This window comes from Rickettsia sp. Tenjiku01 (assembly GCF_001653015.1).
GTDB lineage: Bacteria > Pseudomonadota > Alphaproteobacteria > Rickettsiales > Rickettsiaceae > Rickettsia > Rickettsia rickettsii.
Map to the genome: position 1 here is coordinate 34758 of NZ_BCMR01000003.1, position 13708 is coordinate 48465.

The window sequence follows — 13708 nt, forward strand, 5'->3', positions numbered from 1 at the left end:
CTTCTTTAAAGCTCTTTAAGAACTTTATTGTATCATCGAATATAGGATGAGTATTCCAGGAAAGAGCAGGAGGAGTCGGTATTGCTTCCTGCATTGGATTGCCTCAAATTGTTTCGGGGATGTATCTTTAGATAGCTTTGCATTTTGTAGCTCAGATATATAATCATCTACTGCTTCTTTTAATTTATCTGAAACGGCATTATTTTGGGCAGGAGGCAGTATTCCGGTGTCATCTCACTCTAAATCAGTATCAGTAGTTAGCATTCCAGTATCATCCTGCTCTAAAGCGATATTATCGCTTCTACGCTCCTCACGAGGATCAGTTAGCTTATAGTAATTTTTATTTAGTAAACGAGGAACACGTGCATTGTCGCTCTTTTCATATTCCTTAATTTCTTCAAATATACCTAGTGTCTTATAAATATTATCTATTTCTTCTTGAATAAGTCTTTCATTGCTTACTTCTTTTTGTTGGATAGATTTTTTTGTAGTTCTTTTGTTACCGTTAACTTATCTTTTGCTATATTTGAATTTGATAAAATTTTCGCTTGTACTAAATCAAGAGCTTCAATTAAATTAGTAGAGCTGCTTTTTCCAAATGTGGTAGATAATTCTTCTTGACTTGAGGCTATTCCTGAATCAATAGCAGAAGATCTAGAAACGGTATTAGATTGAGGATTAATATTTGCCTGTTGTACATAAGATTTGCCGGTATCTATTAATATTTTATCAGTGAATTGTGCTAGTTCATTGAATGAATTTTCTAGTTTTGCAAAAAGTTCTGTTGAGGAATGTACTATTGGTGATAACTTAGGTATAGAATCTTCAGGTATAGTTTCTAAAGAAGGAGAATATTTACCTGTTTCTTTTTGTAGTACCGATTCATTTTGCTTGATTAAATTTATTTGCTAATTCTTCAGATAATATATCAATCTTGTTATTACTTCTGGCATATAAGACTAGAGTCTCCTTTATATTTTGCGAGATATTATCTTAACAACATCTTATATTGTAAATCTAATCCGCTTGAATTATTAGTATTACGGAAGTAATTTTTATTTACTGATATACTTTTGCTGAGTATATTTTTAGAAGCTTCTATAAGTGCTTTTTCCCCTGTCTCTTCTTTATTTTTTAACTTCTCAAATAAATTTTGTAAACCATCTGAAAAATCTCAGGCATTATCAAGGTATAAAAATTCACTTCTTATAATCTCTTGCGCTTTTTGATTGGACACTTGTTGCACTTTTTGTTTCTCTTGCATTACTCCTAGAATGATATTTTTATCTAATGAATTAATCACATCATAAAAATTTTTCATTTCATATAATTTTGCTCTAGGCTCTTTTATTTTTTATAATCTCTCTCTTAATTCTTGAAATTTATCCCATGCATGTTGTTCAAGAAAAAATCCCTCTATTTTTGTATTTTTAGTGTTAGGGCTTGCTCCACTACTCAGGATTGTATTTCTAGTTGCCTGTAATCTAGATGGTTGATGAGCGTTGATATTATTAATCAAACCTAAAATTTCTTTTGATGTCTTATTAAATGCTGTATTATTAGTTGGATTTTTGATTGTTTCTTGAACTGCTTCCCTTAACTTGATTATTTCTTCTTTAAGGCTAAGTTCTACTTTTTGTTGACCGTGTGTTATAGCTTGTTCGTTTTTTTGTGAGGTAAGTACTTTTTTATCTTGCTTTATATTTAAGCTCTTTTCCCCTACTTTTTGAACAACTTCTTCCATCAATTGCAATAGATTAATATTGTCCTTTATTTCTAGTTCTTGCTCATTAGTGATCGGTAATGAATTACTTAGTCTTAATAATGCTGAAAAATCTGAAAGGGATATTAAGACATCAAGTTGAGCCTTTGTTTTTCTACCTTTTCCATCTTCCTTAAAGCCTTCAACTTTACCAATACTAATAGGTAGATTTTTTAAATAAATTTCTTTACTAGCACCCTGTATATTTTTATCATTTGTTACTTTGAAGTTAGCTTGTTGTTGAGAAACATACGGTCCCGGCTAGGGTCTATTTTGTTTATTAGAACTTCTATAAAATTAGTTGTACGTGTTATAGCTAGTTTATCTGTTTCTAAAATATTATTTAAATTAGTATTTTTTATTAAATAAAGATTTCTTATTAGCCGGTCTAATTCATTCTTATGTTTCATAATTTCCCGCTATTAATAAAAATAAACCAAAATGTAATACCATTTATGTTCAATTAACAATACTAATAATTAGTATTAATTCAATATTTTAAATCTTATTGCATTTGTGCTTCATTAATGTAATTTTATCATTTATTTTATCGTCTCAATGAGTTTTTTAACTCCCTCGACTGATTTATCAAATAGTGCTTTTTCCTCTGTGGTTAACTGCAGTTCTATTACTTTTAGAACACCTTCTTTACCGATCATAATAGGTACTCCGACATATAAATCATGTACGCCGTACTCACCTTGTAAATGAGCGGCACAAGTTAGAATCTGACGTTTATCTTTTAAATATGACTCAAGCATTTCTATTGCTGAGGCTGCGGGAGCATAATAAGCAGAACCTGTTTTAAGTAATGCAACAATCTCACCGCCGCCGTTTCTAGTACGATCGATTATTTTTTCAATATTTTCATTACTTGATAAGCCCATTTTGATCAAGTCAGGTATCGGCACGCCTGATATTGTAGAATATCTTGCAAGAGGTACCATAGCATCGCCGTGACCGCCGAGAACCATGCTATTAACATTGCTAACCGATACTTTAAACTCTTCAGCAAGAAAAAGATTAAATCTTGATGAGTCAAGTACTCCTGCCATACCGATTACTTTATTGTGAGGCAATCCGCTTTCTTTAAGCATGACATATACCATAACATCAAGTGGATTGGTAATTACTATTACAAAGGCATCAGGAGCGTATTTTTTAACATTTGCTGCAACCGTTTTCATAATACCGGTGTTAATACTAATTAAATCGTCTCTACTCATCCCTGGTTTTCTTGGTAAACCGGCAGTAATAATTATGGCATCAGATCCTTCAATATCTTTATAGTCGTTTGTGCCTTTTATTTTGATATCAGACCCGGCTATTGTACCGGCTTGCATGAGATCCAATGCTTTTCCTTGCGGTACTCCTTCAGTCACATCAAATAACACGATATCGCCGAGTGCTCTAAGGCTAATTAAGTGAGCAAGTGTACCACCTATGTTACCGCTACCTATTAATGAGATTTTTGGATTTTGTTTCATTACTTCCTCTACAAATATTAAATATGCCTATTACTATATTACAAATAGATTCAAGAAAAAAGAATTTTTAAATTATATTGTTAATTGGTTAATTCATAAAAATTAACCATTCACATTGACTGTATTAAAATAGATTAATATAATGTCGAGTCAAAAATACCATGAAACATGGAATTTTAATAAAATAACTAAAAAAATAATTATGCCTAAAATTTCTAAGTTAATAAATATTTTTAAATCTTGTATAGGAAAGGGGAGTAATGCAAAAGAATGTAAAACCGCTCCAGAAATGTTTCATGATTTACGCATTAGTATTAACAATAGTCTTAATAGTAAAACAGTAAAGACGTTAGTTTTGATACGATAGATAGACCAGAAAACAAAAGTACCCTACATTATGTAACTGACTTAGCAGACCTTAAAGAGTTACTGCAAAAAGGTATTGATCTTAATATACAAGATGAGAATGGTGATACTGCTTTAGAGGTTACAGGTAATTTTAAAAAAGCCAAAATGTTACTTGAATATGGTGCTACGGTGAATGACTATAAACAGATGACTGAAGTATTATATTACTGTGGTCGTAACTTAGTAGAAAACAAAACTATTCTTTCACTGTTAATGCATAACAATGCTAATACTAATTTTACAAAAGCAAATTTAGTAAGACAATGTAAAGAACCGTATGAAGAGGCAGAGCGGTTAATAAAACAAATTGAAAAAATAGAGAGCTTAATATATCAAAGTAAAGAAGTAGAGATGTTAAGAATATATGTTGACAGATTACAGAGCTTAAAAAATAAATATGAAAAAGCAAAGGATAGTAGCCAAGCGGTTTTAAAAATAATATTTAATTATATTAAAAATCAATAGAGTGATGAAAAGCTCAACTGGTTATTATTGTTAAAATCTAGGGTTAATCGAAAATTATTCGAAAGTAGCTCAAGAAAATGCAGTATATAAATGCTTGGATGAGGCTTTGGATTTGCTTGATCAAGGATTAATAGGAGAGGATAAAAATACAGTAGTTTGATTCATAGCATCAAGCAATTTTTGAAAAACACTGGTCATTTCTGTTCAGCATTGTATATATGGATCGTTTTATATCATTCCCGTGTAGGCGGAAATCTAGTAAAACCTATAAAAAATTTGTTTTTTTAGGTTTATTTTTTTAATAAATAACTTCTTATCGATATTTGAAGTTATTGTGCTAGAGCCCCGCTTTCGGGCCTTGTTGCGTGGATCAGTTTTCCCGATGTCATCCCCCGCGACTTGATCGCGGGATCCAGTTAAAAATACTAGAATTATTAATATTTTTTATTGTTTTTATGGAGCACGTGGTCAAGTCACGGGATGACACAGGGGATTTTACCGGTCTACGCAACAATATTGAGCTAGGAATGACATCGTACGCCTTTTCTGAGTCAGGCAACAACGCCTACGTAGCTCATGAAGATTATAGGTATCAACGCAAGCAAGCCTTCGCAGGAATGGATATCCTTATCAAGGTTGTATCATCTTATTATAATATTTCGATAAAATTTTCACGCCATATAGCCATAATAGACATACGATAATAAAACTAAACATCAATAAACCGGCTATGTCGTTATGTATGGCGTTCGGGAAAATACTAAAGGATATGAATTGAATAATAGCACCTATTGATTTACCGATTTTAGCACCCATAACATCAACTGCAGCTTTACCTTTGGTCTTCATTTCACTATCGAGCGGAATATATACCATTTCTTTAGTAGCATCAAAAAGTGAATATTTTACGGATTTAGAAAGTACATGCCAAAGTCCGCCGATAAAAACTATAACGACAAGCGGTGCACTATAGCCGAGAGTATTTACGATATTTCCTAGGTGATTTTCAAAAACCGTGAATGAAAAGAACATAACACCTGCTCCAAACATCATAATTGGTGTTATAATAGCTCCCCAAAACCAGCCGCATATTCTAATTAAACTACTGCCTAAAAACGCATTAACTAACGTGAGTATTCCCGTCCAAAAAAACACTTTACCGTGATAGGCTATAAAATCCTTTGTAGCGGGATAGAGTTGCTTTACTTTGGACATCCATAATCCTTCTATTAGGCTAATACTCATAGAATAAGACATTACAAGAAGACAAATAAAACCGAGATATCTAGAAGTTAATATTACTTTTGCACTGTCGACCAAGCTTAATTTTAATATATCCGTTCTTTGATTTTTAAATTTAATATTTTTGTCAGCTTCTACGACTGATTTATCAATAAGTTTATGAAGAGCTAGACAAATTAATCCGGATATTAAAATAACCGTAATAAATGATTTTAAAAGAATTTCATTTGTATCGTTTAGATGAGAAAATAAAGGTAATAAGAAATGCTCACTCTTAGCAAAATAAATAATTACGGTTCCTGAGATGAGTAAATTAGTTTGTCCGAATAAAGTAAAAAATGAGTAAAATCTTGGTGCTTCTTCGACTTTAGTAATTTTATTTGCAAGCTGCCAATATAAAAGAGTAAAGACTATAACCGGCCATAACTCTCCCATAATATAAAATAATACCAAACTCCACTGTCCCCAAATTATTAAAAACCATTTTAAGTGAGGAAGAACAGTGATATAGTGCTTAATTAATTCGGGATCGGGATGAAAAACCGCTCTGTACGGAAATAAAATAAAACCAAAAATTGCGAAGAAAAATAAAAAAGTACCGGTAATTATCCTAAAAACTTGCTCTGTTGTCATAATATTACAGAGTTTAGAATAAAAAATAACAAATAAAATTCCCATCGGCATTTCGCCCCAAAGTTTGATAAAACTCAATACTTCCGAGCTAATTAAGGTAACAACAAAACTATCTTTAATACTACGAACTAAGTTTTGATTAAGTAGAATAAAAAACATTAGTAAAGCCATCGGGATGAACTTGGTTAATTCATACGATCTAATCGGCCATACTATATGCCTAAATTTACTGTTTCTGGCTTTATTCCAAATTGTGAAATTAGAATCCACGCTATCCATTGATTTACTATGAGCTTATTTTTTAGTACCAGATAGTTTTTAAAAATGTTATGTTTTTGCAAGGCTTAGAGCTTTATAGGGCATTCCCGCATGTGCAGGAATGACCTCAAACGCTTTTTAGAAACTGTCCGGCTATATTATTTTTTATGCACCCTAGACTATAATAAAAACTATGTCAAGATTTTTAAAATAGTCTCATATATTGTTGTTAATTACATTTGTTATACTCAATTGCTGCTTTAATAAACTGAATAAATAATGGATGAGCTTCAAAAGGTTTAGATTTAAATTCCGGATGAAATTGTACTCCTACGAACCAACGCAGTAGCGGTAGTTCAATTATTTCTACAATCTCTTCATCTTTTGAAAAACCGCTAAATACTATTCCGTGTTTTTCAAAAATATTTTGAAATTCATTATTAAATTTATATCTATGACGATGTCTCTCATTTATTTCAAGGCTTTTATAAGCATTAGCTGCAATGGTATTTGCGACCAAACTACAAGGATAAGAGCCGAGCCTCATAGTCTTTTTTACATTTTCAATTGTTATTTTTGAGTCTTCACAGTTTTTATTTATTTTCTCAATAATTTTTGTACCGTCTACTTTAAATTCTTCCGTTACTGCATCTTTAATACCGATTAAATTCTGAGCTATTTCGATCGTCGCAAGTTGCATACCGAAACATATTCCAAAAAAAGGTATGTTATTAGTACGGGCATATTTTATTGCTATAATTTTTCCTTTAGTTGCCCGTTCTCCAAATCCACCTGGTACTAAAATCCCATCTATATCTAATAATTTTTTATTAATATTCTCTTCAGTTAGATTTTCAGCATTTATCCATACTAAATCAATTTTGTATTTGTAATAAATACCTGCATGATCAAGTGCCTCGATTACTGATTTATAAGCATCTTTTAATTTATGATATTTAGCTATTATAGCGATTCTTACTTTTGAATTAGAATCTTTTAGCCTATTAATTATATCATGCCATTTATCTAATTTAGATGGCATGATATTAATATTAAAAAATTTTAATACTTTATTATCAAGACCTGAATTATGATATGCAATCGGTACTAAATATATATTTTTTTGATCTATTGCCGGAACAACATACTCAGATTCTATATTACACAATAAAGATATTTTATCTATTTCGCCTTTTGAAATATTACGTTCTGCACGACACACTAGTATATTAGGTGAAATACCTATAGCGCGTAATGCTTTAACTGAGTGTTGGGTAGGTTTTATTTTTAATTCACGGGCGGTTTTAACATAAGGTAATAATGTTAAATGAATAAATAAACAATTTTCGCTTTTTAATTTGTTACCAATTTGCCTTATAGCTTCAAAAAACGGTAGACCTTCAATATCACCGACTGTACCGCCTATTTCACAAATAATAAAATCAAAACCCTTGGTGTTTGAAAGTATAAAATCTTTTATTATATTTGTAACATGCGGGATGACTTGAACAGTAACGCCGGCGTAATTTCCTAAACGTTCATCTTTAAGTAATTGTGAGTATATTGCACCTGTTGTGATGCTATCAAATTTGCATGCGGAAACTCCAGTAAAACGTTCATAATGTCCAAGATCTAGATCGGTTTCTGCTCCGTCATCGGTTACATATACTTCACCATGTTCGTGAGGATTCATAGTTCCCGGGTCAATGTTAAGATAAGGGTCTAGTTTTCGTACACTTACTCTAAAACCTTTCGCTTGCAATAGCATAGCAAGAGATGCTGCCGTTAGACCTTTACCGAGTGATGAAACAACGCCGCCGGTAACAAAAATGAAATGTACCATTATTATAAACCTAGTTTACTAATATTTTCGTAAAATTTTACTGCTTTTTTTAAGTCTTCTTCCGTATCTACGGAAATAGGAACATTCTCAACTAAACATGTACCTATAGTCATGCCGTTTTCAAGGACACGTAATTGTTCTAAACGTTCTGTTTTTTCTAAAAAAGTTGGCTTAAGAGATACAAATTTTTCTAAAGAGTTTTTGCGAAAACCATACATGCCTACATGATATAAAAATTCTTCTGCACCGTTTGGAATAAGACTACGCAAAAAATACAATGCTGTCCCCGCCGAGTCAACCGCTACGGTAACATTACTACTAGCTGTCACTGATTCCCTATCTACTTTTACTATCGGTGTAACAATATCGTATTTGCTGTTTTTTAAATATTCTATAATTTTCAAAATAGAGCTAGGTTCAATGAAAGGCATATCTCCCTGTACATTAACTATGTAATTAATGTTTTGATTATTTGGAATTAATTTAAAAGCTTCATAAGTACGATCAGTACCGGTTGGGATAGCACTATCCGTGAATATTACTTTTCCTCCGACTTTTGTAATAACGCTTGCTATCTCTTCCGAGTCGGTCGCAACATATGTATGCTCAAGGCCCGCTTGATTTACTTGTGTGAATACCCGCTCGATTAAAGTGATAGAGCCGATAAGCTGCAGCGGTTTTTGTTTAAGCCTAGTTGAATTTAGCCTTGAGGGGATAATTATAGCCACGTCCTGATGCCGCATAAACTTCTAAGTTTAAATTAAAAAATAATTGTTGACAGATTAGCCTTTTTCGGCGATAAAGTAAAACACAATTTTTGAATATATGCAATATATTTAAGAGCTCGTAGCTCAGTTGGTAGAGCATTTGACTTTTAATCAAAGGGTCCCGGGTTCAAATCCCGGCGAGCTCACCATACTTCTACACTGTGGGTTTGTAGCTCAGCTGGTTAGAGCACACGCCTGATAAGCGTGAGGTCGGAAGTTCAAGTCTTCTCAAACCCACCATTCAATCCGCTACAACAGTAAAATCTGTATTATCATAATTATAAATCAAGGTGATCATTTTATTAATATTGCTAAGTTAGGATGATATTGTCAAGCTAAGGTTTAGATTATGAAAAAATACACATTTACTGAAAAAGAACAAGAAATACTAGATTATTTTGAACAAGATGAGCTTTTAGAGTTGCCTAAAAAAGAACTAGAGAGCCAAAAAATATAGCTAAAATTGCCGCAGCTAATTTTTTTACAAAATCGGAAAGAATTAATATTAGATTGCCGTTATACGATTTAAATCATATAAAAAGAATTGCAGCACAAGAAAGAATGTCTTATCAAACTCTCAAACTCTTATTGCTAGTGTGTTTTACACAAATACGCGTCCGGATATTTAAAATTAGATAAACTTAGTTAATCAATACTTTTTTTATATAAATAACATTTTTTCTCAATGAGTCTTTTTAGAGGTAGAAAAAGGTTAGAGGGTAAATTATCAAGAGCAAACCACTACCAGCTTTCTACTTTATGAGCCTCAAGATTCTGTAATTCATGCTCATTTAAATAATGAGCTTTAAGGCAAATCAAGATGTAATACTTTTGTTCTTTTTCAAAAATATCGTTAGTCACCGCTATCAATTGTGGATTTTCAATGATCAGATTTGTTTCTTCTAAAACTGCACGGATAGCACATTCTTCAAATGTTTCTCCAAATTCTAAATGTCCACCGACAGGAGCATAACTAGACTCACCATGGGAACTAATATGTTTACCTAATAAAATTTCATTCCTATTATGCAAAGATTAAAATACCAATACCGATGCGTAGGTGGTTAGTCATATATAACTATTAACGCTGGATTGACTTTAATATCGTACGTTAGCTTCTAAAGCAAATAAAAAAATATTGCTTATTTAAATACCGTGAGCTATTTGTAGATTATATTTAATATTTACCTGTAGTTATGAATTCTACCAATCAATTACAAAATAATAGCTTAACTAATTCTTGGCTTAAGCTTGGTATTGTATCCTTGGGATTTGCGGGTTTATATTCAATTATTTTGGTGGTATTACGTACCCCGCAATTATCAAGCTTTTTCCCAAATCCGCATATTTTCAAATCTGCTTTAATTATTCATGTTAATTTATCGGTATTGATTTGGTTATTGTCCGTTACGGCTAGTGTTTGGGGGGGTGAAACGTCATTGCGAGGAGAGGCAAAGCCTCGCCGCGGCAATCTCATGAAACAATACAAAATTTCTGAGATTGCCACGCTCTCTACGTTCGCTTGCAATGACGTGTTTCGCCTTTACCCCAAACTTGCTTTTCTAGCTACTCTTCTAATCGCCATCTCCCCAATAGCCGGGCATAATCCGGTGATGAATAATTATATACCGATGCTTGAAAATATCGTATTTATTGGGGGGTTAAGCTTATTTGGTGTTACGTTGCTATTGTACGCTATAAATATTTTATATTTCTTCAATTGGACGCACTTAAATAGTCTAGTTAATTTTACCGTATTATCGACTATTATAATGTTTATTTTAAGCTTTGTTTGTTTTGGATGGTCTTATAATGGCTTGCAAAACATCATTCAAATTATTCCAATCGAGATAGAATTTTATTATGAATTACTTTTTTGGAGCGGAGGTCATTTACTGCAATTTATATATACTCAAATATTAATATTTATTTGGGTTAGTTTATTTAGAGAGTTAATAGCTAGAGAAGTGCAATGTCAAAAATTCTATCTTTTCTTACTTTATTTAAATTTTATTTTCGGAATTCTTACACTTTTCGGTCATATATTTTATGATATTATCGATGGAGCCTTCAAAGTATTCTATACAAATCATATGAAATATCTAGGCGGCATTGCTCCTGTTTTATGTTTAATGGGTATGGGGGTTGAGTTGGTGTGGGTATTTGTCATCCCGCGGCTTGACCGCGAGATCCAAACATATCAGAATAATGTTATAGATCTCGCGGTCAAGCCGCGGGATGACACGGTTACAATAAATGACAGAGTAATCAAAACCATCTTACTTTGCTCTATTACTTTATTCTTACTTGGTGGGCTTATAGCAATGAATATCACAGGTATAAATGTAGCAATTCCTGCTCATTATCACGGGTCTATAGTAGGGATTAGCATTGCTTGTATGGGTTGTAGTTATTTGGGTATTGGGAGGTATCAACGTCATTGTGAGCGACTAAAAAGAGCGTGGCAATCTCATGAGGTAATACAAAATCTCCCTAGATTACCGCGTCGGCACTTCGTGCTTCCTCGCAATGACAATATTATTAATTTTACATTTTACCTCCTAACATTCGGGCAGATTCTGCACATACTAGGTCTAGCATTCGCCGGTGGTTACGGTGTTATGCGGAAAGACCCAAATAGTGTAATGCCGATGTCAGCTAAGCTATTAATGGGAATGATGGGCGGAGGAGGGGTTATTGCTATAGTAGGCGGCTTGATGTTTGTATATATTTGTGTTAAAGTAATGTTTTTTAAAAGTATAAAACTAGCACATGAGTAAACCAACTAGAGAAGAAGCTAAAGAGGCAGTAAGAACGTTACTAAAATTCATTGGTGAAGATCCAAGCAGAGAAGGGTTACTTAAAACGCCTGATAGAGTCATTAATAGCTACGCAGAAATATTTTCCGGTTATGGAAAGGATGTAGCAGCAATATTAAATACCAAGTTTTATGAAACTTGTAATTTTCGAGATTTTATCTTACTGAATATAAAATTTACCTCTTTCTGTGAACATCATATATTACCTTTTAACGGTACAGTAGATATAGCTTATGTTCCTGATAATTGTATTGTCGGCATAAGTAAGCTAGCACGAATAGTAAATATTTTTGCTAGAAGACTACAAATCCAAGAAAAAATGACGGTACAGGTAGCAGAAAGCGTGCAGGAGAATTTAAAGCCGCTTGGCGTTGCCGTTAAGATTTCTGCCGTACATAGCTGTATGTCAATGCGTGGCGTAATGCAAGATAATAGCGTTATGAATACCATGCATTATACGGGTATATTTGCCGAACAGCAGAAATATCGTCATGAGTTTTTAAACCTTACTGCTAAAAGGTAATACGTTATTAATGTCATTTCTGCGGAAGCGGGAATCCAGTCATTTTGTCATACCGCGACTTGATCGCGGTATCCAGAAAAAAATTTAAAAAAACTGGATCCCGTGGTCAAGCCACGGGATAACCAAATAAATGATTATAAATATAGCAAGAAAGTAAATAAAATATGTTATTATCAAAATATTTTTTACCTGTGTTAAAGGAAGAGCCAAGTGAAGCTCAAGTAACTTCGCATAAATTAATGCTTAGAAGCGGAATGATTAGGCAGCAAGCAGCAGGGATTTATACTTGGCTTCCGCTTGGCTTAAAAGTATTGAAGAATATCGAGAATATAGTACGCTTAAATATGAATAAAGCGGGAGCTTTGGAAGTTCTAATGCCTTGCATTCAGCCGGCACATTTATGGATGGAATCGGGACGTTTTGATAATTACGGTAAAGAAATGCTGAAATTTCAAGATCGCCACGATAATACTTTACTATTCGGTCCTACTAACGAAGATATGATTACGGATATTTTTCGTCATAATATTAAGTCATATAAGGATTTGCCGAAAAATCTTTATCATATCCAATGGAAATTTCGTGATGAGATTAGACCTCGTTTTGGTGTTATGAGAGGACGAGAGTTTTTAATGAAAGATGCTTATTCTTTTGATATAAATGAAGAAAATGCCGTTAAAACCTATAATCAAATGTATAAGGCTTATATCAATGCTTTCAGGGATTTAGGCGTGTTTGCTATCCCTGTTATTGCCGATAACGGTCCGATCGGTGGCAATTTAAGCCATGAGTTTCATATAATCGCTGAAACTGGTGAAAGTACTATTTATTACGATAAAAAATTTAAGACATTAAAAGATAATCCTGATATCGATGTAGAGGAAATTAAAAGTTGGTACGCAGCAGCTGAAGAAAAATATGAAGTAAATAAATTACCTATATCTGAACAAGAAATAATCAGCAGTAAAGGAATAGAAGTCGGGCATATTTTTTATATAGGCTCAAAATATTCGGTTAATATGAATGCACTTATTAATGATGAGTATGGTAAACTAACGCCTATAGAAATGAGTTCTTACGGCATAGGCATTTCAAGGTTAGTTGCTGCTATCATAGAAGCAAATTGCGATGAGAAAGGTATCATATGGCCTTCTAGCGTTGCTCCTTTCAAAGTTTCTCTAATTAATTTAAATATTCATGATAGTAAATGCGTAGAGCTTGCGGAAATGGCTTATGAAGAGCTATCAGATAAAAATATAGAAGTGTTATATGACGATACCGAAGCACGTCCAGGCAGTAAATTTGCAACCCATGATCTTATAGGCTCACCTCATCAAATTATAATTGGTCCTAAAAAAGCCGCAAATAATATTGTTGAATTAAAAGATCGTAAAAGTGGTGTTATAGAAGATATTGAGGTAGGTAGTCTAATGAGTGTATTGTAAAATAAAGAGATATACGTCATTACGAGGAAATTGCATAGCAATTGATGAGGCAATCT

Annotated in this window: 12 protein-coding genes and 2 tRNA genes; 7 read left to right on the top strand and 7 right to left on the bottom strand. The window is 32.9% G+C overall.

Going from position 1 to position 13708, the window contains the following annotated elements; translation table 11 throughout:
* Window positions 1–705 precede the first annotated feature (705 nt).
* A complete protein-coding gene (locus tag TENJIKU01_RS08740) occupies window positions 706–912 on the top strand; it encodes a hypothetical protein (protein WP_172794999.1) in 207 nt (68 codons plus the stop codon).
* 262 nt (window positions 913–1174) lie between these two features.
* Here TENJIKU01_RS08740 and TENJIKU01_RS09305 read toward each other — a convergent pair whose 3' ends face one another.
* The 3 genes from TENJIKU01_RS09305 to mdh all read right to left on the bottom strand — a co-directional run bounded on the left by TENJIKU01_RS09305 (window position 1175) and on the right by mdh (window position 3249).
* Window positions 1175–1321: a hypothetical protein gene (locus tag TENJIKU01_RS09305; protein ID WP_227779784.1), complete on the bottom strand. Its 147-nt coding sequence runs from the start codon at window positions 1319–1321 to the stop codon at window positions 1175–1177.
* 33 nt (window positions 1322–1354) lie between these two features.
* Entirely contained in the window at window positions 1355–1744 is a 390-nt protein-coding gene (locus tag TENJIKU01_RS09310; RefSeq protein WP_227779786.1) for a hypothetical protein, read from the bottom strand.
* A 560-nt stretch (window positions 1745–2304) separates the two neighbouring features.
* Complete coding sequence (gene mdh / locus TENJIKU01_RS00625) at window positions 2305–3249, bottom strand: malate dehydrogenase (protein ID WP_064428807.1); 945 nt, start codon at window positions 3247–3249, stop codon at window positions 2305–2307.
* Between the two features lie 513 nt (window positions 3250–3762).
* Here mdh and TENJIKU01_RS00635 point away from each other — a divergent pair.
* The gene (locus TENJIKU01_RS00635; protein WP_227779788.1) at window positions 3763–4122 is read left to right on the top strand and encodes a hypothetical protein; all 360 of its coding nucleotides are present in this window, start codon (window positions 3763–3765) and stop codon (window positions 4120–4122) included.
* A 630-nt stretch (window positions 4123–4752) separates the two neighbouring features.
* Here the strand turns inward: TENJIKU01_RS00635 and tlc2 are convergent.
* The 3 genes from tlc2 to TENJIKU01_RS00650 form a co-directional block, all read right to left on the bottom strand.
* On the bottom strand, window positions 4753–6276 hold the full coding sequence (gene tlc2 / locus TENJIKU01_RS00640; RefSeq protein WP_064428808.1) for a nucleotide exchange transporter Tlc2: 1524 nt from the start codon (window positions 6274–6276) through the stop codon (window positions 4753–4755).
* Window positions 6277–6484: 208 nt separating this feature from the next.
* The gene (locus TENJIKU01_RS00645; protein WP_064428809.1) at window positions 6485–8098 is read right to left on the bottom strand and encodes a CTP synthase; all 1614 of its coding nucleotides are present in this window, start codon (window positions 8096–8098) and stop codon (window positions 6485–6487) included.
* A 2-nt stretch (window positions 8099–8100) separates the two neighbouring features.
* Window positions 8101–8841 (bottom strand): 3-deoxy-manno-octulosonate cytidylyltransferase, encoded by a 741-nt coding sequence (locus tag TENJIKU01_RS00650; protein WP_064428810.1) that lies wholly within the window; start codon window positions 8839–8841, stop codon window positions 8101–8103.
* 97 nt (window positions 8842–8938) lie between these two features.
* Between TENJIKU01_RS00650 and TENJIKU01_RS00655 the strand changes: the two genes are divergently transcribed.
* Window positions 8939–9014: transfer RNA gene (locus tag TENJIKU01_RS00655), tRNA-Lys, on the top strand.
* A gap of 14 nt (window positions 9015–9028) precedes the next feature.
* Window positions 9029–9105, top strand: a tRNA-Ile gene (locus TENJIKU01_RS00660).
* 501 nt (window positions 9106–9606) lie between these two features.
* On the opposite strand, the gene TENJIKU01_RS00670 is transcribed toward TENJIKU01_RS00660, so the two are convergent.
* Window positions 9607–9897, bottom strand: coding sequence for a nucleotide triphosphate diphosphatase NUDT15 (locus tag TENJIKU01_RS00670; protein WP_064428811.1), 291 nt, complete (start codon window positions 9895–9897; stop codon window positions 9607–9609).
* Window positions 9898–10061: 164 nt separating this feature from the next.
* Between TENJIKU01_RS00670 and TENJIKU01_RS00675 the strand changes: the two genes are divergently transcribed.
* From TENJIKU01_RS00675 to proS, 3 genes are all read left to right on the top strand, one after another.
* Entirely contained in the window at window positions 10062–11645 is a 1584-nt protein-coding gene (locus TENJIKU01_RS00675) for a cbb3-type cytochrome c oxidase subunit I (RefSeq protein WP_064428812.1), read from the top strand.
* A complete protein-coding gene (gene folE, locus TENJIKU01_RS00680; RefSeq protein WP_064428813.1) occupies window positions 11638–12207 on the top strand; it encodes a GTP cyclohydrolase I FolE in 570 nt (189 codons plus the stop codon). The genes TENJIKU01_RS00675 and folE overlap by 8 nt, the downstream gene beginning before the upstream one ends.
* Before the next feature lie 164 nt (window positions 12208–12371).
* Window positions 12372–13652, top strand: a complete 1281-nt coding sequence (gene proS, locus TENJIKU01_RS00685) for a proline--tRNA ligase (protein WP_064428814.1) — start codon at window positions 12372–12374, stop codon at window positions 13650–13652.
* Window positions 13653–13708: the final 56 nt, after the last annotated feature.